Origin of the sequence: Zwartia hollandica, from assembly GCF_019923725.1 — a bacterium.
GTDB lineage: Bacteria > Pseudomonadota > Gammaproteobacteria > Burkholderiales > Burkholderiaceae_B > Zwartia > Zwartia hollandica.
In genome coordinates this window covers 321,889-343,424 of record NZ_JAHXRI010000001.1, presented here as the reverse complement: position 1 = coordinate 343,424, position 21,536 = coordinate 321,889, and the positions used below count along the sequence as shown (strand labels likewise).

General features: G+C 52.8%; 20 protein-coding genes and 1 tRNA gene. 17 read left to right on the top strand and 4 right to left on the bottom strand.

Features of this window, described 5'->3' with window-relative positions:
• Positions 1 to 23 precede the first annotated feature (23 nt).
• Positions 24 to 1,232, bottom strand: a complete 1,209-nt coding sequence (dapC, locus tag KZZ10_RS01615) for a succinyldiaminopimelate transaminase (RefSeq protein ID WP_259659738.1) — start codon at positions 1,230 to 1,232, stop codon at positions 24 to 26.
• A 75-nt stretch (positions 1,233 to 1,307) separates the two neighbouring features.
• Between dapC and KZZ10_RS01610 the strand changes: the two genes are divergently transcribed.
• The 6 genes from KZZ10_RS01610 (at position 1,308) to KZZ10_RS01585 (ending at position 7,777) form a co-directional block, all read left to right on the top strand.
• Positions 1,308 to 1,394: transfer RNA gene (locus KZZ10_RS01610), tRNA-Leu, on the top strand.
• 64 nt (positions 1,395 to 1,458) lie between these two features.
• Complete coding sequence (tig, locus tag KZZ10_RS01605; protein WP_259659737.1) at positions 1,459 to 2,769, top strand: trigger factor; 1,311 nt, start codon at positions 1,459 to 1,461, stop codon at positions 2,767 to 2,769.
• Entirely contained in the window at positions 2,770 to 3,426 is a 657-nt protein-coding gene (clpP, locus tag KZZ10_RS01600; protein ID WP_259659736.1) for an ATP-dependent Clp endopeptidase proteolytic subunit ClpP, read from the top strand. It begins immediately after the preceding gene.
• Positions 3,427 to 3,461: 35 nt separating this feature from the next.
• Entirely contained in the window at positions 3,462 to 4,760 is a 1,299-nt protein-coding gene (clpX, locus tag KZZ10_RS01595) for an ATP-dependent Clp protease ATP-binding subunit ClpX (protein ID WP_259659735.1), read from the top strand.
• A gap of 179 nt (positions 4,761 to 4,939) precedes the next feature.
• The gene (gene lon, locus KZZ10_RS01590; protein ID WP_259659734.1) at positions 4,940 to 7,387 is read left to right on the top strand and encodes an endopeptidase La; all 2,448 of its coding nucleotides are present in this window, start codon (positions 4,940 to 4,942) and stop codon (positions 7,385 to 7,387) included.
• Positions 7,388 to 7,777, top strand: coding sequence for an Hsp15 family ribosome-associated heat shock protein (locus KZZ10_RS01585; RefSeq protein WP_259659733.1), 390 nt, complete (start codon positions 7,388 to 7,390; stop codon positions 7,775 to 7,777). It abuts the gene before it with no gap.
• A 16-nt stretch (positions 7,778 to 7,793) separates the two neighbouring features.
• Here KZZ10_RS01585 and lexA read toward each other — a convergent pair whose 3' ends face one another.
• Both lexA and KZZ10_RS01575 read right to left on the bottom strand, forming a co-directional pair.
• Complete coding sequence (gene lexA / locus KZZ10_RS01580) at positions 7,794 to 8,495, bottom strand: transcriptional repressor LexA (RefSeq protein WP_259659732.1); 702 nt, start codon at positions 8,493 to 8,495, stop codon at positions 7,794 to 7,796.
• A 211-nt stretch (positions 8,496 to 8,706) separates the two neighbouring features.
• Positions 8,707 to 9,912 carry an amino acid aminotransferase gene (locus KZZ10_RS01575; protein ID WP_259659731.1) on the bottom strand — a complete coding sequence of 402 codons (1,206 nt, stop codon included), beginning with the start codon at positions 9,910 to 9,912 and terminating at the stop codon, positions 8,707 to 8,709.
• A gap of 139 nt (positions 9,913 to 10,051) precedes the next feature.
• Here KZZ10_RS01575 and uvrB point away from each other — a divergent pair, with 139 nt between their 5' ends.
• The 11 genes from uvrB (at position 10,052) to KZZ10_RS01520 (ending at position 20,002) form a co-directional block, all read left to right on the top strand.
• Positions 10,052 to 12,241: an excinuclease ABC subunit UvrB gene (gene uvrB / locus KZZ10_RS01570; protein WP_259659730.1), complete on the top strand. Its 2,190-nt coding sequence runs from the start codon at positions 10,052 to 10,054 to the stop codon at positions 12,239 to 12,241.
• Between the two features lie 216 nt (positions 12,242 to 12,457).
• Positions 12,458 to 12,949 (top strand): low molecular weight protein-tyrosine-phosphatase, encoded by a 492-nt coding sequence (locus KZZ10_RS01565; RefSeq protein ID WP_259659826.1) that lies wholly within the window; start codon positions 12,458 to 12,460, stop codon positions 12,947 to 12,949.
• A gap of 186 nt (positions 12,950 to 13,135) precedes the next feature.
• Positions 13,136 to 13,654, top strand: a complete 519-nt coding sequence (locus KZZ10_RS01560) for a Fe-S cluster assembly transcription factor (RefSeq protein WP_259659729.1) — start codon at positions 13,136 to 13,138, stop codon at positions 13,652 to 13,654.
• A gap of 24 nt (positions 13,655 to 13,678) precedes the next feature.
• Positions 13,679 to 14,890: an IscS subfamily cysteine desulfurase gene (locus KZZ10_RS01555; RefSeq protein ID WP_259659728.1), complete on the top strand. Its 1,212-nt coding sequence runs from the start codon at positions 13,679 to 13,681 to the stop codon at positions 14,888 to 14,890.
• A gap of 22 nt (positions 14,891 to 14,912) precedes the next feature.
• The gene (gene iscU, locus KZZ10_RS01550) at positions 14,913 to 15,296 is read left to right on the top strand and encodes a Fe-S cluster assembly scaffold IscU (RefSeq protein WP_259659727.1); all 384 of its coding nucleotides are present in this window, start codon (positions 14,913 to 14,915) and stop codon (positions 15,294 to 15,296) included.
• 2 nt (positions 15,297 to 15,298) lie between these two features.
• On the top strand, positions 15,299 to 15,622 hold the full coding sequence (gene iscA, locus KZZ10_RS01545) for an iron-sulfur cluster assembly protein IscA (protein WP_259659726.1): 324 nt from the start codon (positions 15,299 to 15,301) through the stop codon (positions 15,620 to 15,622).
• 6 nt (positions 15,623 to 15,628) lie between these two features.
• Positions 15,629 to 16,153: a Fe-S protein assembly co-chaperone HscB gene (hscB, locus tag KZZ10_RS01540; protein WP_259659725.1), complete on the top strand. Its 525-nt coding sequence runs from the start codon at positions 15,629 to 15,631 to the stop codon at positions 16,151 to 16,153.
• Positions 16,131 to 17,987, top strand: coding sequence for a Fe-S protein assembly chaperone HscA (gene hscA / locus KZZ10_RS01535; protein WP_259659724.1), 1,857 nt, complete (start codon positions 16,131 to 16,133; stop codon positions 17,985 to 17,987). Before hscB ends, hscA begins: the two co-directional genes overlap by 23 nt.
• A 54-nt stretch (positions 17,988 to 18,041) precedes the next feature.
• Positions 18,042 to 18,383, top strand: a complete 342-nt coding sequence (fdx, locus tag KZZ10_RS01530) for an ISC system 2Fe-2S type ferredoxin (RefSeq protein WP_259659723.1) — start codon at positions 18,042 to 18,044, stop codon at positions 18,381 to 18,383.
• 33 nt (positions 18,384 to 18,416) lie between these two features.
• On the top strand, positions 18,417 to 19,208 hold the full coding sequence (locus KZZ10_RS01525) for an HpcH/HpaI aldolase family protein (RefSeq protein WP_259659722.1): 792 nt from the start codon (positions 18,417 to 18,419) through the stop codon (positions 19,206 to 19,208).
• 14 nt (positions 19,209 to 19,222) lie between these two features.
• Positions 19,223 to 20,002 (top strand): hydroxypyruvate isomerase family protein, encoded by a 780-nt coding sequence (locus tag KZZ10_RS01520; protein WP_259659721.1) that lies wholly within the window; start codon positions 19,223 to 19,225, stop codon positions 20,000 to 20,002.
• A 17-nt stretch (positions 20,003 to 20,019) separates the two neighbouring features.
• Here KZZ10_RS01520 and lysS read toward each other — a convergent pair whose 3' ends face one another.
• Positions 20,020 to 21,534 carry a lysine--tRNA ligase gene (gene lysS / locus KZZ10_RS01515; protein ID WP_259659720.1) on the bottom strand — a complete coding sequence of 505 codons (1,515 nt, stop codon included), beginning with the start codon at positions 21,532 to 21,534 and terminating at the stop codon, positions 20,020 to 20,022.
• Between the last annotated feature and the right edge of the window lie 2 nt (positions 21,535 to 21,536).

The window sequence follows — 21,536 nt, the reverse complement described above, 5'->3', positions numbered from 1 at the left end:
GTTAAGAGATGCGCGTCTTAGCGTTAAGCACCTTTCTTGAAATTCTTTTGTACAAAGTGGGCAATGCGATGCGCGGCTTCCACGCAATCGGCCAGGGGCGCCACTAATGCGATGCGGATACGATTCTGGCCTGGGTTAACGCCGTCGACGGTGCGGCCGACGTAACTACCGGGTAAAACAGTGACCGCGGTCTGTGCCAGCAGATCTCGGACAAACTCTGGGTCAGGTCCTGGCGTACCCGCCCATAAATAGAAAGAAGCGTCTGGTCTTTTGACATTGAGCACAGGCTGCAAGATGGGCAGCACAGCATCAAACTTTGCACGATACTGTTGGCGGTTGTCGATCACGTGTGCCTCATCGTTCCAGGCAGCAATGCTCGCTGTCGATACAACGGGAGACAGAGCGCTGCCGTGGTAGGTGCGATACAACAGGAACTTGGCGATCAGGCGCGCGTCACCCGCTACAAAGCCAGAACGCATGCCAGGGACATTTGAGCGCTTGGACAGGCTCGAAAAGCACATCAGATTTTTATAGTCCGTACGCCCGAGCTGGTACGCCGCTTGCATTCCACCTAGGGGTGGAGAGGTCTCGTTCAGGTAGATTTCTGAGTAGCACTCATCGGAGGCGATGACAAAGCCGTAGTGGTCTGACAGTTCGAACAGGAGTTTCCAGTCCGACAGCGGCATCACGTCGCCCGCTGGGTTGCCAGGCGAGCAGACAAACAGCAGTTGAGTGCGCTTCCAGACTTCAGCGGGGACGCTGGCCCAATCGCAGCGGAAATTCTTGCTTGGATCGGAATTCACGTAAAAAGGCGTCGCTCCCCCAAGCAATGCTGCGCCCTCATAGATCTGATAGAAGGGGTTGGGGCAGACAACGAGTCCGTCTGCCGTTGAGTCAAGGACGACTTGCCCGAAAGCAAATAAGGCCTCGCGCGAGCCTAAGGCCGGGAGGATTTGCGTTTCAGGATCTGGGGCAGGGATGTCGTAGCGGCGCGCGAGCCAGGCCGAAATCGCCTGACGCAGCGCCGGGTCGCCTTTGGTTGGCGGGTAGGCGGACAGACCCGCGAGCCCCCCGATAATGGCCTGTTTGACGCAATCGGGCGCAGCGTGCTTTGGCTCGCCAATCGAAAGGTTAATAGGGCGGATACCCTCGGGCAATGGACCGGCCTGAGCCAGCAAAGCACGAAGTTTTTCGAAGGGATAGGGCTGTAATTTGTCAAGGCGTGGGTTCATCCGCGTATTTTAACCAGTTGCCCGCCCCGTGGGAACGGAAAACCCGTCCGGTGTGCGCTACAATGCTCGGCTACTGCGAAGGTGGCGAAATTGGTAGACGCACCAGGTTTAGGTCCTGACGCCGTAACAGGTGTGCGGGTTCGAGTCCCGCCCTTCGCACCACCCCGTTTTTTTATCCGGCGCGGGCTGTATTGCGCTATCCGTCCTCTTTGTTTGGTAGATTTTCATGCAACCTGTGGTTGAAACCCTCTCCGGCCTCGAGCGCCGCCTAGAACTTTCGGTCTTGTTGGCCGACGTTGAAACAGCTGTTCAAGCTGAACTCAAGCGCGCCGCGCGCACCGCGAAGGCACCTGGTTTTCGCCCCGGCAAAGTGCCGATGGCAATGTTGGAGCGTACGCACGCCCCTGGCATTCGCTACGACGCGATTAACGATAAAGTTGGTCAGGCGTTTGAAAAAGCAATCGAAGCAGCGGGTCTGCGCATAGCGGGTGCACCGAAGCTCGAGCCAAAGACTGAAGGTACGCCAGAAGGCACCTTGGCATTCTTCGCGACGTTTGAGGTTTATCCTGCCGTAACAGTGCCAGATCTGTCTGGTTTGAAGATCAAGCGCGCCGTTACAACGGTTGGCGAAGCAGAAGTGCAACGCACCGTCGATATCTTGCGCAAACAGCGTGCTGAGTACGCCGCCCGCGATGGCCGTGCTGCACAGGACGATGACCGCGTGACGCTGGACTTTGCAGGTACGATTGATGGCGTACCCTTCGAAGGTGGCAAGGCTGACGCTTTTCCTTTCGTTTTGGGTCAGGGACGTATGTTGCCTGAGTTTGAAGCAGCTGCGCGCGGCATGAAAGCCGGCGAATCGAAAGTATTCCCCTTGGCATTCCCAGCCGATTACGGTGGCAAAGACGTAGCAGGCAAGACTGCCGAGTTCACGATCAACGTCAAAGAAGTCGCCGAGCCAGTTCTGCCCGTGATTGACGCAGAGTTTGCAAAATCACTCGGTCAGCCAGAGGGTGATGTCGAGAAATTGCTCGCCGATATCCGTGGCAACATTGAACGCGAAGTCAAAGCGCGCACCTTGGCTCGCACAAAAACGAGCGTGATGGATGCACTCATCGGCGCTGTGAGTTTCGATGTTCCTAAAGCCTTGGTCGACAGCGAATGTCAGTCTCGCGTGCAAGCCGCACGCGCTGAGCTGACCCAGCGCGGCGTCCCAAATGCCGACAAAATGCCGATCCCTGCTGATGCATTTACTGCTGAGGCGGAGCGTCGTGTGCGTTTGGGGCTTCTGGTGTCGGAGCTTGTTCAGCAAGCGCAATTGCAAGCCAAGCCAGAGCAGGTTCGTGCCCGCATCGAAGAGTTTGCCGGCAACTATGAAAAGCCCGCTGAAGTCGTCAGCTACTATCTGTCAGATCGTGCTCGCCGCGCCGAAGTTGAAGGCATTGTGCTAGAAGATAATGTCGTGCAGCACGCCTTGGCAAAAGCGCAGGTTGAAGACGAGCAAGTACCTTTTGATCAAATCATGGGAACGGCCTAAATGGAACGTTTTACCGACTTCTATGCATCCATGCACGGTGGGTCCTCTGTGACACCAACCGGACTTGGATACATTCCAATGGTGATTGAGCAGTCGGGGCGCGGAGAGCGCGCCTTTGACATTTACTCCCGTCTGCTTAAAGAGCGTGTGATTTTTCTTGTCGGCCCGGTCAACGACCAGTCGGCAAACTTGGTTGTGGCTCAATTGTTGTTTCTTGAGTCCGAGAACCCTGACAAAGACGTCGCGCTCTATATCAACTCACCTGGCGGGTCGGTTTACGCCGGCATGGCGATTTACGACACCATGCGCTTTATCAAGCCTGAGGTCTCGACGCTTTGCACGGGTCTGGCAGCGAGTATGGGTGCGTTCCTTCTTGCCGCTGGCACGAAGGGCAAACGTTTTTCCTTGCCTAATTCGCGCATCATGATTCACCAGCCATCGGGTGGTGCACAAGGCCAGGCGTCTGACATTCAAATTCAGGCGCGTGAGATTCTTGATTTGCGTGAACGTCTAAACCAGATGTTGGCTGAGAACACTGGACAAACAGTTGAGCGCATTGGTATTGATACCGAACGGGATAACTTTATGTCAGCCGCCGATGCGGTAACGTATGGACTAATCGACAAGGTCCTGACTTCGCGTGCGGATCCCGTATAAAGATCACGTACGGATTAAAACGGTAATGGATCGCCATGACAGATAAGAAAGCATCAGCCCCTACAAAGACTTTGTACTGCTCGTTTTGCAACAAGAGCCAACACGAAGTCCGCAAGCTGATCGCCGGCCCGTCTGTCTTCGTGTGTGATGAGTGTATTGACTTATGCAATGACATCATTCGTGAAGAAGCGCAGGCTCAAGCGCGTGACTCGATCCGTACAGACTTGCCGACTCCGGCCGAGATTAAAGCCTTTCTCGATCAATATGTGATCGGACAGACGACACCCAAGCGTGTGCTCGCAGTAGCGGTCTATAACCACTACAAGCGTTTGCGTCATGGGGAAGTCAAGGGCGACGACGTTGAGCTTTCGAAAAGTAATATCCTGCTGATCGGACCTACGGGTTCGGGTAAGACACTGCTTGCACAGACCTTGGCAAGACAACTCAACGTGCCGTTTGTCATGGCAGACGCTACCACGCTAACTGAGGCAGGTTATGTCGGCGAGGATGTTGAAAACATCATTCAAAAATTGCTGCAAAATTGCAATTACGAAGTAGAAAAGGCGCAGCGGGCTATTGTCTATATTGACGAGATTGATAAGATTTCTCGCAAGGCCGACAACCCATCTATTACGCGAGACGTATCTGGTGAGGGTGTACAACAAGCGCTGCTTAAATTAATTGAGGGTACGGTTGCCTCGGTACCGCCTCAAGGCGGTCGTAAGCATCCGAACCAAGATTTCGTGCAAGTCGACACCACCAACATCCTCTTCATTGTGGGCGGTGCATTTGATGGTCTTGAAAAAGTCATCCGCAATCGCACCGAGCGATCTGGCATTGGTTTTGGTGCGTCGATCGACTCCAAGGTTGAGCAGTCCGCCGGCAACACCTTCCTTGATGTTGAGCCAGAGGATTTAGTGAAGTTTGGCTTAATTCCTGAGCTTGTTGGTCGCCTGCCAGTTGTGGCAACCTTGCAAGAGCTCGATGAAGAGACGTTGATTCAGATCTTGACGGAACCGAAGAACGCGTTGGTTAAGCAGTTTCAAAAATTATTCGCCATGGAAGGTGCTGAGCTTGAAATCCGTCCTGGTGCCTTGCACGCAATTGCTCGAAAGGCGATTAAGCGCAAGACGGGTGCACGTGGTTTGCGCTCAATCCTTGAGTCTGCCTTACTAGACACCATGTACGAATTGCCGACGCAAGGCAATATCAAGCGTGTCGTGCTCGACGAAGCTGCGATAGAGGGACAGGGTAAGCCGTTGTTGGTCTACGCAGACGAAACGGAGCAACAACCTGCCCAAAAGTCTTCCAGCCTAAGAGACGCTGCTGCCTGAACAAATTAGACCCTAGAGGTAGCTCTGGTTTTCGGCCCCTTTTTAGGGGCTTTTGTTCATTCTAGAGGCTGAATCTTGAAATTTCGGCTATTGTCCACATAACAAGTCTATTCGCAGAATTGCGATTGAAGTGTCGATGAATCAGTTCGGATTTGTCGAGTTTTTCTTAGGATGTCGCTATGTCTGGAAATCAGATCCTGCCTGCTGAAGCAATTAATTTGCCTCTACTGCCGTTGCGCGATGTGGTGGTGTTCCCCCATATGGTGATCCCCCTGTTTGTGGGACGTCCGCGCTCGATTCGTGCGCTTGAGGCCGCCATGGAAGCCGGCAAGAGCATCATGCTCGCCGCTCAGAAGTCCGCTGGCAAAGATGATCCAACACCAGAGGATGTTTACGAAATCGGGTGTGTGGCCACCATTTTACAAATGCTCAAACTGCCTGACGGTACAGTGAAGGTGCTGGTCGAGGGCGCGCAGCGTGCTCGCGTGACCGAGATACAGGATGTTGAGACACACTTTACGTCTGAGTTAGTGCCGATTACACCTGATGTGACGATGGGCGCTGAGATCGAAGCCTTGCGCCGCGCGATCGTGAGTCAGTTTGAGCAGTACGTCAAACTGAACAAGAAAATACCACCAGAAATTCTGACTTCGCTCGCGGGAATTGATGATGCCGGCCGCTTGGCCGATACCATTGCTGCACACTTGCCGCTTAAGCTTGAGCAAAAGCAAAAGATGTTGGAGATCATTTCGACCTCTGAGCGCCTAGAGGCATTATTGAGCCAGCTTGAGACTGAGATTGATATCTTGCAGGTCGAGAAGCGTATCCGCGGCCGCGTTAAGAAGCAGATGGAAAAGAGCCAGCGTGATTACTACCTGAATGAGCAGGTCAAGGCGATTCAGAAAGAGTTAGGCGAGGGCGAAGAGGGCGCAGATATTGAAGAGCTTGAAAAGAAAATTATAGCCGCGCACTTGCCTAAAGATGCTCGTAAGAAAGTGGACGGTGAGCTCAAGAAATTAAAGCTTATGTCGCCAATGTCTGCCGAAGCGACCGTGGTGCGTAATTACATTGATACCGTGATCGGTTTGCCTTGGCGCAAAAAGAGCAAGGTTAACAATTCGATTCCGAACGCTGAAAGCGTCCTGGATGCCGACCACTATGGTTTGGACAAAGTTAAAGAGCGCATCCTTGAATATCTCGCGGTGCAGCAACGCGTGGATAAGGTCAAAGCGCCTATCCTTTGTTTGGTAGGCCCTCCAGGCGTGGGCAAAACTTCGCTGGGTCAGTCGATTGCAAAGGCAACGAATCGCAAGTTCATCCGTATGGCTTTAGGTGGTGTGCGCGACGAAGCGGAAATTCGCGGACACCGTCGCACTTACATCGGCTCAATGCCAGGCAAAATCTTGCAGAACATGTCCAAGGTTGCTGTGCGCAATCCCTTGTTCTTGCTCGATGAAATCGATAAGCTGGGCATGGATTTCCGTGGAGATCCTGCGTCGGCATTGCTGGAGGTTTTAGATCCAGAACAGAATCACACGTTTCAAGATCACTACGTTGAAGTTGATTTTGATCTATCGGATGTGATGTTCGTGGCAACCAGTAACACTTTGAACATCCCACCCGCTTTGCTGGATCGCATGGAAGTGATTCGTCTCTCGGGTTATACCGAAGATGAGAAGATTCATATCGCGCACGACCACTTGCTGCCCAAGGTCATGAAGAACAATGGCGTCAAACCTGAAGAGTTGAAAGTCGACGAATCTGCGATGCGTGACATTGTGCGTTATTACACACGTGAAGCTGGCGTGCGCTCGCTCGAGCGTGATGTCGGAAAAATCTGTCGGAAGGTTGTGAAGAAACTTTTGGCGGAATCCGAGGCGAATAAGGCGGCAAAGTCTAATGCCGTGATTCCACAAGTTGTTGTCACGTCTGAAAACTTGAGTGACTACCTGGGCGTGCGTCGTTACAACTTTGGCATGGCCGAGAAGGAAAACCAGATCGGACAGGTCACGGGCTTGGCTTGGACAGAAGTCGGTGGCGATTTGCTGACAATTGAAGTTGCAGACATGCCTGGTAAGGGCGTGATTCAGCGTACGGGATCTATCGGCGATGTGATGAAGGAGTCGGTCGAGGCTGCGCGCAGTGTGGTGCGTGCTCGTGCGGCGCGTCTCGGGATCGCAGATTCTATTTTTGAGAAGCGGGATATTCACGTGCACTTCCCTGAAGGTGCTACACCTAAAGACGGTCCGTCTGCGGGTATCGCAATCACCACAGCCATCGTGTCGGCGCTCACGCACATTCCCGTACGTGCCGATGTGGCGATGACCGGTGAAATTACGCTCCGTGGAGAAGTGCTGGCGATTGGAGGCCTTAAAGAGAAGCTGTTGGCAGCCCATCGCGGTGGTATCAAGACGGTGCTTATCCCCGAAGAAAACGTTAAGGATCTTGCCGAGATTCCGGATAACGTTAAGAACCATCTAGAGATCGTACCAGTGCGTTGGATTGATAAAGTCTTGGAAGTAGCTTTATCGAGCCCAACAAAACCTTTGCCTGAGGAAGCGCCGGTTGCGCAGGACGTTGTGGCTAAGCCCACAGGCACTGCGACGGATCCGGTGATCAAACACTAAGTGCAAGTGTTCGTCGATAGTGTGCGGCTTGATAAGTGGTTGTGGGCTGCACGTTTTTACAAGTCCCGCACGATTGCCGCCTCGGCAATCGAGGCGGGACGTGTGCATGTAGGCGATGATCGTGCCAAGCCCGCTCGTTTAATCAAGGTTGGCGATAAGCTTAAGATTCATCGAGAGCAAGAGCATATTGAATTGCTCGTGCGTGGTATTTCTGAGACTCGACGCGCAGCCACACTTGCGCGTCTGTTATACGAAGAAACACCCGAGAGTATGCTGGCGCGGCAGACGGCTGCAGAGCGACGCAAATACTACGTTGAACCATCACAGAATATCGAAGGTCGTCCAACAAAACGCGACCGACGAGCGCTTGAGCGCTGGCGTGAGACCTAGCTTGCTGCGACGCGTGTTATTGCAGTGGCGTGCTGCGAATTAATCCCAGAGCAATACCTTCGATAGAGAAGTCTTGATCCGCTGTGACGATGATGGGCTCAAAGTCAGTGTTTTCAGGTAACAACTCAATGCGTGAACCCTGCTGATTTAAACGCTTGACCGTGACTTCATCATCGATGCGTGCGACAACAATTTGGCCATTGCGGGCGACGTTAGTTTTTTTGACTGCGAGCAAATCACCATCGAGTATCCCAATGTCACGCATACTCAAACCTTTGACCTTAAGCAGGTAGTCAGGTGTTTGTGTGAACATATTTGGGTCGACTTGGATTTCTCGTTCGATGTTTTCAGTTGCAAGCATAGGAAAGCCCGCAGCGACGCGTCCGATAAGCGGCAGGAGGACTTGGCCCATGCCAGGTGCTGCGGTTGGCGCGCTGAGAGGCGTGGGTTGTGATCGGACACGTTCTGGGTTGATATCTGTATCGCCAAAGAAATCAGCCGCCGCCTCGGTTAGGCGAATGCCGCGTGATGCACCGGCTGTGAGTTCTATCACTCCTTTTCTGGCGAGTGCGCGCAAGTGGTCTTCTGCCGCATTGGCTGACTTAAAACCTAGGGTCTGGGCAATTTCAGCCCTGGTAGGAGGGAAGCCCGTGTTAACCACGGCTTCACGTATCAGGTCCAGAATCTGTTGTTGCCGGTCGGTCAGTTTGATAGACATCGTCGAGCCTGTGGTGAGCTTAGCGGGTGTAGTTTCGCTGCGATTATTCAGTGATTAAACTGTCGATGCACACAGCGCTGTTTTTTTGTACAGTTATATTTTGCACTAAAAAACATGAAGTTGCAAATAAATCTGTATAAAAAAACAGCCTTTTTTATGAAGGCTGTTTTTTTTGCTCAAACCACGGTTGGTTGCCCGACGGGCAATGCACCTAGGCTTTCATCACCTCGGCCATGGCTTTGGCAACGGTGTCGATGTTCTTGCTGTTTAACGCAGCAACGCAGATACGACCGGTGCTGACTGCATAAATCCCGTGCTCGGCGCGCAGACGCTCAACCTGAGGGGCGGTCATCCCTGAAAATGAGAACATGCCGCGTTGCTTCATGACGTAGCTGCAGTCCTCTTTCACGCCGTACTGGGTCAGTTTTTCAACCAACTGCTTGCGCATTAGTCGGATGCGGTCACGCATGCCAGCAAGTTCTTTATCCCACAGGGCAAACAGCTCAGGATTGTTCAATACGGTCGAAACGATCGTGCCACCGTGCGTGGGTGGGTTGGAGTAGTTGGTACGGATAACACGTTTGACTTGGCTCAGTACGCGGCTAGACTCATCCTGACTTCCTGTCACGATTGTCAAGGCGCCGACGCGTTCGCCGTAAAGCGAGAATGACTTCGAGAACGACGAGCTGATGAACATCGTCATATCCAAATCGGCGAATAGGCGGACCGCTGAGGCATCAGCCTCGAGTCCATCGCCAAAACCTTGGTAGGCGATATCAAGGAATGGAATCAGGTTCGAGGCTTTGACAACTTGGGCAACTTCACGCCACTGATCAACCGTGAGGTCTACGCCGGTCGGGTTGTGGCAGCACGCGTGCAGCACAACCACACTTTTTTGTGGGAGACTGCGCAGCCCCTCTATCATGCCTTTGAAGTTCAGGCCGTGCGTGACCGCATCGTAGTAGGGGTAGTTCACAACTTCGAAGCCTGCGCGTTCAAAGAGTGCACGATGGTTTTCCCAGCTTGGATCGCTAATCGCGACCTTGGCGTCAGGGACAAGCTGTTTGATGAAGTCTGCGCCTATTTTGAGGGCACCTGTGCCGCCTAGCGCTTGCATGGTTAGAACCCGACCGGCACCAATGAGGGGCGAGTTCTTGCCGAGCACTAGTTCTTGCGCGCCCTTGTTATAGCCTGCGATTCCCTCGATTGGGAGGTAACCGCGTGCTGCTGCCAGTTGCACACGCGCGACTTCAGCTTGATGCACCGCTGCTAGCAGTGGGATTTTCCCGTTGTCGTCGTAGTAGACACCCACGCCAAGGTTTACCTTGGTGCTGCGCGGATCGGCATTGAATTGTTCGTTCAGACCTAGGATAGGGTCACGTGGGGCAAGTTCTACGGCTTGGAAGAGGGTGCTCATTTTTAGTGGATGGCAGTCAAAAAAAGGACAGGAGTGAGAAAAAGTAGTGGTGTTTGCAATTCGAGTGGACGCTTTGGATAAGAGAGAACATAATGTCCGGTTCGGCCTAAATCCAAGGGCTAACCCGAATAAGTCTAGCATGGCCTCGACCAAGAAACCTGAAGTAACCCCAGTTAATGACCAGACAACATTGGACAGTGATAATCCAATGTTGTCGCTCCCCTCATCAACCGCCTTGCCCGCTGCTATTGCGCATGAGGTTGCAAGCTTAGGCGTGGTGCCGCACGCGACGATTTCTACCGGCAATGAACCGGGCAAGTTTGTCTCCTATCCGGATAGCCCTTTTCAGCTTTACCAACCGTATCCACCTGCAGGAGATCAACCTCGGGCGATTGATCTGCTAGAGCAGGGTATACGCGATGGCTTGATGTCACAGACCCTGCTCGGGGTAACCGGGTCGGGCAAGACCTTCACGATGGCCAACATCATTGCACGCCTGGGTAGGCCCGCGGTGGTGCTGGCTCCGAACAAGACGTTGGCGGCGCAGCTATACGCAGAGATGCGGGAGTTTTTCCCGCGCAATGCGGTCGAGTATTTCGTGTCTTACTACGATTACTACCAACCGGAAGCCTACGTTCCAACACGCGATTTGTTCATTGAGAAGGACTCGTCGATTAACGAGCACATTGAGCAGATGCGCTTGTCCGCCACCAAGAGTTTGCTTGAAAGGCGCGATACCGTCATTGTGGGCACTGTTTCCTGTATCTACGGTATTGGTAACCCCTCGGACTATCACGCGATGGTCTTGATTCTGCGAACGGGCGACCGTATCGCGCGTCGTGAGGTACTGGCACGCTTGGTGGCGATGCAGTATGAGCGCAACGATACAGAATTTACACGCGGTACCTTTCGTGCCCGTGGCGAAACGATTGATATCTTCCCAGCAGAAAGTGCAGAGCTCGCGGTACGACTATCGTTGTTCGATGACGAGGTCGAGAGCCTCGAACTTTTTGATCCATTAACGGGACGCGTCAGGCAGAAGGTCCCGCGCTTTACTGTTTACCCAGGATCGCATTACGTCACGCCGCGTGACACGGTCTTGCGTGCGATTGAAACCATCAAGCAAGAGCTGCGCGAGCGCGTCAAATTTTTTGTGGACTCCGGTCATCTGGTGGAGGCGCAGCGGATTGAACAACGCACGCGCTTCGATCTTGAAATGCTTGCAGAACTCGGCTTCTGTAAGGGCATCGAAAATTATTCCAGACACTTGTCTGGTGCTGCACCGGGTGATCCTCCTCCTACTCTGATCGATTATCTGCCTAGTGATGCGCTGATGTTCATCGATGAAAGTCATGTGACGATTGGACAGTTAGGCGGTATGTATCGCGGCGACCGCGCGCGCAAAGAGACGCTGGTCACCTACGGCTTTCGTTTGCCCTCGGCGATGGATAACCGCCCACTAAAAATGGAGGAGTTTGAGACGCGTATGCGACAGTGCGTCTTCGTTTCAGCGACCCCTGGCAACTATGAACAGGCCCACACCGATAACGTTGTCGAGCAAGTCGTGCGTCCCACGGGTTTGGTCGATCCGATCGTAGAGGTACGGCCTGCGCGTACCCAGGTCGATGATTTGTTGGGCGAGATTAAATTACGTGTGGCTGTCCAAGAGCGAGTGTTAGTTACGACGCTGACCAAACGGATGGCCGAGGATTTAACCGATTATCTCGCTGAGCATGGCGTTAAAGTGCGCTATCTGCATTCGGATATTGATACCGTCGAACGCGTCGAAATTATTCGCGATTTGCGTCTTGGTGCGTTCGATGTGCTGGTTGGGATCAACCTGCTGCGCGAAGGGCTAGACATCCCCGAGGTTTCGCTTGTGACAATTCTCGACGCAGATAAAGAGGGCTTTTTGCGTTCGGACCGCAGCTTGATTCAAACGATCGGCCGAGCGGCGCGCAATCTAAACGGTCGTGCCATCTTGTACGCAGATCGCATGACGGACTCCATGAAGCGCGCCATGGGAGAGACCGAGCGTCGGCGAAATAAGCAGATCGCGTTCAATACCGAGCATGGCATTCAAGCGCGTAGCGTGCGTAAGGCAGTCAGAGAACTGATCGATGGCATTGTCGCGCCCGCATTTAGAGATCAACCAGATCAAGAGGTAGATTTATCGTTGCTCGGCGATGAGAAGGCGCTCGCAAAAGAGTTCAAGCGTTTAGAAAAACTGATGTTGGATCATGCGCGGAATCTGGAGTTTGAGCAGGCGGCTGCTGCGCGGGATGCACTCAGGGTGTTAAAGGAACGCGTGCTACTTTCTGGTGCTTAAATGTTGCAGTTTTGCTGTGTTGCGGTGCATAAAGTTGAAATATTTCAATAAAATTTACACGTTGTTTGATTTCAATTTTCTATAAATTAAGTAAGATAACTTGTGTAAGTTATTGATAATAAATATATTTAATTGATGATTGTTTCTTATGACCTTGCTGGCGATTAAGAAAAAAAACTCTAGACATGTTACGGGTTTTCCCGCACAATGTGCACCATCATGACAAAAGTCCTCTTCGTATGCATGGGCAATATCTGCCGGTCGCCCAGTGCTGAAGGCGTTTTTCGCCACCTTATCAATGACGCGGGTCTCTCAGACGTCGTGGGCATTGACTCTGCCGGCACCCATAACTTTCACGTCGGTGAAGCGCCAGATGCGCGCGCGCAGGCGGCCGCTCGAAAGCGTGGCTATGAAATCGCTCATGCTGAAGCTCGTCAAATTACGGCGGAAGATTTCCGTGAATTTGATTTGATTTTAGCGATGGATTGGGAAAATCTTTCTGCATTGCAGCAACAGTGCCCAAAGCCTCATCATCACAAGCTCATGCTGCTGATGCGCTTTGCCAATGAGTTCGAAGAAGCCACGGTGCCCGATCCGTATTACGGTGGCCCAGAGGGCTTTGGCAAGGTATTAGATTACCTGGAAGACGCCTGTCAGGGCGTGCTTGAGCTCGTACGCAAGCGCGTGACGCAGTATCAGGCGGCTTAAAGGTAGTTGTTTAGGTAGTAGCCACACAAAAAGCCGCGCGACAGCGCGGTTTTTTTTTAAATCCTGCTATTTCCCTTGAACTCCTAAGGACATACCCTAGTAATTTAGTCGGGAATTGGTTATACTTGAGTTGTTTAGTCGGGTAAGCCAATTCATTCGCAACGTTTCTCTCTTAAGGATTCCGTCATGAGGCTCACTACAAAAGGACGATTTGCGGTTACCGCCATGATTGACCTAGCCTTGCGCCAGCAAAGCGGTCCAGTCACGCTTTCCGCAATCAGCCAGCGCCAGAATATCTCCCTTTCTTATCTTGAACAATTGTTTGGCAAGCTGCGTCGCCACGAGCTTGTCGAGAGTGTGCGTGGCCCAGGTGGCGGCTACACGCTCGCTCGCCTCGGACGCACGATTACCGTTGCAGATATTATTTTCGCCGTCGATGAGCCCATTGATGCAACCAACTGTGGTGGCAAGACGGACTGTGCGAACGGTACAGATGGCAAGCCTGGCATCTGTATGACACACGAACTCTGGTCAACACTAAACAGGAAAATGGTTGATTTTCTTGACTCTGTCTCACTACAAGATCTGGTTGACCAACAGCGCGTTCGGCAACTGCAGGAAGCTAACCAAGCCGCAGGCGTACGCGTCAATGTTGTGGGTTCTAGCGCAGCGGCTGTGAAACAGCCTCTACCAGTGACTGCTTAACGATTTCAGATTCAGGATTTAAATATGTCAACACGTCCCATTTATTTTGATTATTCGGCCACGACACCTGTTGATCCACGCGTGGTGGACAAGATGGTTCCTTGGTTGTACGAGCATGCAGGCAATCCTGCCTCGCGCAGCCACGCCTATGGTTGGGAAGCCGAAGAGGCTGTCGAGCGTGCGCGTGTGCAAGTTGCATCACTCGTAAACGCCGATCCCCGGGAGATTGTTTGGACCTCGGGCGCAACGGAGTCGAATAATTTGGCAATCAAAGGCGCTGCAGGTTTTTATGCAGAGCGCGGTAAGCACATTATTACCGTTAAAACCGAGCACAAGGCGGTCCTAGATCCTTGCCGTGAACTTGAGCGTCAAGGCTTTGAGGTCACATACCTTGACGTGCAGGAAAATGGTCTGATCAGCCTTGAAGCGTTCAATGCTGCGTTGCGTCCCGATACAGTGTTGGTATCGGTGATGTTTGTGAATAACGAAATCGGTGTGATCCAAGACATCGCTACACTTGGCGAGATTTGTCGCGCTAAAAATATTATTTTTCACGTCGATGCTGCTCAGGCGACGGGGAAAGTTGCGATTGATTTGCAGACGCTGAAAGTTGACCTGATGTCGTTCTGTGCACATAAAACCTATGGGCCTAAGGGAATCGGCGCGCTTTACGTGCGTCGCAAACCAAGGATTCGTATCGAGGCTCAAATGCACGGCGGTGGACACGAACGCGGTTTTCGTTCGGGCACATTGGCAACGCACCAGATTGTTGGTATGGGTGAGGCCTTCGCGTTGGCGCAAGCGGAGATGGGAACAGAAAACGAGCGTATCCGCATGTTGCGCGATCGCTTGTGGGCAGGGTTGTCCCAGATTGAGGAGGTCTACCTTAATGGGGATCTTGAACACCGCGTGCCGCATAACCTTAACGTAAGTTTCAACTATGTCGAGGGCGAATCTCTGATCATGGCGATCAAAGAATTGGCGGTCTCGAGCGGCTCAGCGTGTACATCCGCAAGCCTTGAGCCTTCGTACGTGTTGCGTGCCCTAGGTCGTAACGACGAACTCGCGCACAGCTCAATCCGTTTTACGATTGGCCGCTTTACGACAGAGAAAGACATCGATTTTGCGGTGAATCTGTTAAAGGCGCGTGTTGGTAAGCTGCGCGACATGTCGCCGCTTTGGGAGATGGCCAAAGAGGGCATCGATTTGAATTCAGTTCAGTGGTCCGCACATTGATTTTTTCTGCCGGAGAAACAACATGGCATACAGCGATAAAGTTTTAGATCACTACGAGAATCCCCGCAATGTCGGGACATTTGATAAGAGCGATGACCAGGTCGGTACTGGCATGGTCGGTGCACCAGCCTGTGGCGACGTGATGAAGCTGCAGATTCGTGTCAACGAGGCGGGCATCATCGAAGATGCGCGTTTTAAAACCTACGGCTGCGGCTCGGCGATCGCTTCTAGCTCGTTGGTCACGGAATGGGTGAAGGGTAAGACGCTGGACGAAGCGTTGACAATTCGCAATACACAGATTGCCGAAGAGCTTGCGTTGCCGCCAGTCAAGATACACTGTTCCATTCTGGCCGAAGACGCGATTAAGGCTGCGGTTAAAGACTACAAAGATAAGCACACGGGATAATCATGGCCGTCACACTTACTTCTCAGGCAGCCGATCACATCGGTAAATATCTGCAAAAACGTGGCAGCGGTATTGGTTTGCGCCTAGGTGTGCGCACCACAGGTTGTTCGGGTATGGCCTACAAGCTCGAGTACGTTGACGAAGCGGCCGCTGAAGACCAGGTATTTGAAAGCTTTGGGGTTAAAGTTTTTATTGATCCGAAGAGCTTGTCGTATCTCGACGGTACCGAGCTTGATTATGCTCGCGAGGGACTCAATGAGGGCTTTAAATTCCGCAACCCGAACGAAAAGGCCACCTGCGGTTGCGGTGAATCTTTCACCGTATAACCAGTCGTGAACGCAACGGATCATTTTACGTTACTGGGTTTGCCACGCGCATTCTCTGTAGATCCGCAGGTCCTCGAAGCGGCATGGAAACGTGTGGCAACGGCAGTCCACCCTGATCGTTTTGCAGCGGGCTCGGCTGCCGAGAAGCGCGTGGCGCTTCAATGGAGCACACAAGCGAACGAGGCTTGGCGTGTTCTCAAAGATCCACTCTCTCGGGCACGCTATCTGTGTGAGTTATCAGGTGTCGACTTGCAAGTAGAGACAAACACAGCGATGGCGCCCGCATTTTTGATGCAGCAAATGGAATGGCACGAAGCACTCGAAGAGTTGGCCTCTCATCCCAATCCGGCAAACTATATCGCGCTGACTAAACAATTTGATGAGACTCGTCACGCGTTCGTCCAGACTTTGACAGAACTGTTTGAGAAACAACAGTTTGACCAAGCGGCGGCGCGGGTTCGGGAATGGATGTTTTTAGACAAACTCATTACGCAACTGAAGCAAACACATGGCGTTACTGCAGATCTCTGAGCCCGGCGAATCGCCTGCTCCCCATCAACGCCGTTTGGCAGTTGGTATCGATTTAGGTACGACCCACTCGTTGGTAGCCGCAGTGCGCAGTAGCGTGCCAGAAGTCTTGCCAGACGAGCAGGGGCGCATGCTGGTGCCGTCGGCTGTCTATTATGAAGCGACTGATCGGGCGCTGGTCGGGGTGGATGCACTTGCGCAGCAGGCTGCGCATCCTCTTGATACCTTGGTTTCAATCAAGCGCTTTATGGGGCGCTCCTACGATGACGCCGCAGCCTCTGATGTTCCTTATGTATTTGTGGCGGACGGACAAAGCGTTCGAATCCAGACTGCGCATGCGACCGTATCTCCTGTCGAAGTTGCTGCACGAATTTTAGACAAGCTTAAATACTTGGCCGAGGGCACACTCGGAGATTCACTTGTGGGTGCAGTTATTACTGTTCCAGCGTATTTTGATGATGCGCAGCGTCAAGCGACTCGGGATGCTGCGCGCTTGGCCGGACTGAATGTGCTGCGGTTGCTCAATGAACCCACAGCTGCGGCGATTGCGTATGGTCTGGATCATGGGTCGGAGGGCGTTTACGCAGTCTACGATCTGGGCGGAGGCACCTTTGATTTATCACTCCTGCGTTTGACGCGTGGCGTCTTTGAGGTGATTGCCACGGGTGGTGATACGCGTCTGGGAGGCGATGATTTTGATGCGCTCATTGTGGCGTACTTCACGCGCACGCTTTGCCTGAATGATTTGTCACCCGGATCACGACGTGCAATGTTAAGCGCTGCACGTGTATTGCGTGAAGGCTTGACGGAGAGATCGGATCACACCGTGAACGTAACACTTGAAGGCGTTAGGCTAGCCTTGTCCCTGACGCGTCAAGCGTTCGAGGCGATGGCCTCATCTTTGATTGAGCGCACACTAGACTGTGCGCGACTCGCACTCAAGGATGCATCACTTTCGGTGAAGGATATCAATGGCGTGGTAATGGTGGGCGGTGCCACGCGCATGCCCATCGTACGTAAGTCAGTAGGTGCCTTCTTTGGTTCCGAGCCGTTGATTGACTTGAATCCCGATGAGGTCGTTGCCTTGGGTGCAGCGCTACAAGCGAATTTATTGGCGGGCAACCGCAATCCAGGCGAAGACTGGTTGCTACTTGACGTCACACCATTGACGCTAGGGCTCGAGACGATGGGTGGTTTGGTGGAGCACATCATTCCACGTAACAGTACGATCCCTGTTGCGCGTGCACAAGAATTCACAACTTTTAAAGATGGGCAAACTGCCTTGGCTGTGCATGTCGTGCAAGGCGAGCGTGACCTTGTTGCCGATTGCCGATCACTGGCTAGATTTGAATTGCGCGGGATTCCGCCCATGGTGGCGGGGGCGGCGAAGATTCGGGTCACCTTTCAAGTCGATGCCGACGGCTTGCTGAGCGTGACCGCACGTGAGTTAGGCTCCGGAGTGGAGGCGTCTGTGACGGTTAAGCCTTCGTATGGTCTGAGCGACGAAGAGGTTGCACGTATGCTCACCGAAGGACTGAAACAAGCCGATTACGATGCGCGCATGCGCATGCTCAAAGAGCAGCAAGTCGATGCACAGCAATTGATTGAATCAGTCCGTGCAGCAATGGCGACTGATGCCGATTTACTCAGCGCCGCTGAGCAAACGCGTATTGCTCAGCAATTGCAAACGACAGCACAGGCTGCGAGTGAGGACGATGTAGAACAAATTCGTCTTGCGATCAAAGCATTGTCAGATGCAACCGATGATTTTGCTGCAAAGCGGATGGACCGCAGTATTCGTGCAGCCCTGACTGGAAAATCACTCGACGCGTTGTGAGATCAGCGTGGTCGTTTTACACCTAGTACGTACATAAATAAGCGCGGGTCCTCTATGCCAAAAATCACAGTTCTTCCTCACCCTGATGTCTGTCCTAATGGTTCTGTCATTGATGACGCACCGGTCGGCGAGTCTATTTGTCGTGTTTTATTGAATCATCACATCGAGCTTGAGCACGCTTGCGAATTGTCTTGTGCGTGCACGACTTGTCATGTCTTGGTGAGAGAGGGTTTTGGCTCTCTGGCTGAGGCGACGGACTCCGAAGAAGACTTGTTGGATCGGGCTTGGGGTTTGTCAACCACGTCTAGGCTTGCTTGCCAAGCTAAAGTGGCAAAAGCCGACTTGGTGATTGAGATCCCTCGCTATACGATTAATCACGCCAAAGAAAACCATTAGAATGACCCTTTGATATATGTGGTCGGAGACATCATGAGAGAAAACACGATTCGTAAAAAGATTGCAGCTGGCCAACCTGTTATCAATGGCTGGCTCGCAATCCCTTCGTCTTACTCGGCTGAAGTGATTGGACATGCAGGATTCGATTCTGTGACCGTCGATCTTCAGCACGGCATGATTGGTATTGACGCAGCGTTGCCGATGTTCCAGGCGTTGTCTGCAACCCCTACGATCCCGTTGGCCCGTGTGCCTTGGAATGATCCTGCCCAAATCATGCGGCTGCTCGATAGCGGCGCGTATGGCATCATTTGTCCAATGATCTCGACGGTCGATGATGCGGCGAGCTTTGTCTCTTCATGTCGCTACCCACCTCGCGGTCAGCGCTCCTTTGGGCCTGCACGTGCGTTGTTATATGCCGGTGCTGACTATTACCCCCACGCGGATCAAGAAATGTTGACCTTGGGAATGATTGAAACGCAGGCGGGCTTGGATAACCTAGACAAAATTCTGGCGATGGAAGGTCTAGATGGTATCTATATCGGACCGAATGACCTGGCTCTTGCGCTGGGCTCGGTTCCTAAGTCAGAGTCTGATGATCCCGTTGTTGTGCAAGCAGTTGCACACATTCGTGAGCGTGCGATTGCACACGGAAAAATCGCTGGTATTTTCTGCTCCTCTGGTGAGGCGGCTGCGATGCGTATTAGCCAAGGGTTTCAGATGGTGACGCCTGGTAATGAAGCCGCTCTGATGGCTGCTGCCGCGAAGGCTGCTGTAGCGACGGCACGCGGCGCCAAAGCGCCGACCGCATCAAAAACAGGCTACTGAAAAAGGCGTCTCCCATGGTTCGATTTTCTGCAAACCTCGGTTTCTTATGGTCGCAATTGCCGCTGCTAGAGCGCATTGAGCTTGCTGCCAAAAACGGCTTTAAAGCGATCGAGTTGCAGTGGCCGTATGACACGCCTGCCGAAGAGGTTCGCGCAGCCGTTAAACGCTTGAATTTAACCTTACTTGCAGTCAACACGCCGGTGGGTGATGCGAGTATTGGCGAGTCTGGCTTGGGTGCGCTGCCGGGTCGCGAGGCGGATTTCCAGAAAGCCTTTAATCAGTCGTTGCAATGGTGTCTAGGCAGTGGCGCACCGGCGATTCACGTGATGCCGGGTCTGGCGACTAGCCAAATGGAGCCCGCTGCACGTCAAACATTTATCGCGAATTTGCAGTGGGCCGCGGATCTTGCTGCACCGCATGGCATTACGCTCTTGCTTGAGGCGATTAATCAACGCGATAAGCCAGGGTACTTTTATTCGCGGCAAGCGGATTCAAATGCCATCCGTGAAGCCTGTGGACGTAACAACATCAAACTAATGTTTGATGTGTATCACGTTGGGGTCTCCGAGGGCGATATTCTGATGAAGCTGGGGCAGTACATGCCCCATATCGGACATATTCAAATCGCCGCAGTGCCAACGCGTAACGAGCCCGATCAGGGTGAAATCGCTTACCCCGCAGTTTTTGAACGCATTGAAGCTCTGGGCTATACAGGTTGGATTGGCTGTGAATATCGGCCTAGAACAACAGTGGAAGAGGGCTTGAAGTGGCTCAAGCCCTACCTCACAGCTTAGTAGGCTAGTTTTTCGGTCTAGTCTTCTTTGCGCAGATGCGGGAACAGAATTACGTCTCGAATACTGGGACTGTCTGTTAATAGCATCACGAGGCGATCAATACCGATCCCGCAGCCACCGGTTGGTGGCAAACCATATTCGAGGGCGCGGATATAGTCGGCATCGTAGTACATGGCTTCTTCGTCTCCAGCGTCTTTGGCTTGCACTTGTGCATGAAAACGTGCTGCCTGATCTTCCGGGTCGTTGAGCTCCGAAAAACCGTTTGCGATCTCGCGACCGGTTATGAACAGTTCATAACGCTCGGTGATACCTGGGCGTGTGTCCGATTCACGGGCGAGGGGAGAGACCTCAATCGGATAGTCGATGATGTAGGTCGGTTCCCAAAGTTGCGCTTCAGCAGTCTCTTCAAATAACGCCAGTTGTAATGCACCCAAGCCGGCACGTGCAAGGTTTGGAGCCGCGACATCCACACCACGTTTTTTGAGCTCAGTGCGTACAAAGTCTGTATCGCCGAGTTGCGCTTCCGTAAACTGGGGTGCATGTTCAAGAATGGCTTGAACGATGGTGCGGCGATGAAACGGTTTGGATAGATCAAGCTCCCGACCCTGATAGGTGAGCGTTGCAGTGCCGCACGCATGCATGGCTGCTGCGCGAATAATTTTTTCTGTGAAGTCCATCAGCCACTGATAGTCGGTATAGGCGGCGTAGAACTCCATCATCGTGAATTCCGGATTGTGACGTGGGCTGACACCCTCGTTACGGAAGTTACGGTTGATTTCAAAGACCCGTTCAAAGCCTCCCACCACCAGTCGCTTTAAGTAGAGCTCTGGCGCGATGCGCAAGAACATTTCCATGTCGAGTGCGTTGTGATGGGTGATGAACGGCTTTGCGGCAGCCCCACCAGGAATGCCGTGCAGCATCGGTGTCTCGACTTCAAGAAAACCTGCATCTACCATGGTTTGCCGGATCGCACTGATGGCTTTGCTGCGAGCAGCAAAGGTTTGGCGCGTTTGCTCGGTCATGATGAGATCAATGTAGCGCTGGCGGTAGCGCAGCTCTTGATCCGCGATGCCGTGAAACTTATCGGGCAGGGGTCTGAGCGACTTGGCGAGGACTCGCGCTGTGGCGGCATGAATCGAAAGTTCGCCCTTGTTTGTTTTAAACACATGGCCGGTAATTGCGATGATGTCGCCGATGTCCCAGTGTTTGAAGGCGTCGTAGTTTTCTTCCCCCAACGAGTTGCGATCCAGGTAAATCTGGATGCGGCCTGTACTGTCTTGCAGCGTTGCAAAACTTGCTTTGCCCATGACGCGCTTGAGCATCATGCGACCGGCCACACTTGCTGGATGGGCTGCTGCGGCTAACGTCGCTTGATCTTGTTCGCCATAGCGTTTGTGTAAGGGCTCAGCGCGATCGGCAGGAACGAAGTCGTTCGGGAACGCAACACCTCGCTCGCGCATGGCGGCGAGCTTGCTGCGGCGCTCAGCGATTAGATGATTTTCGTCGTGCTGTGGAGTCTGATTTTCGGTCATGA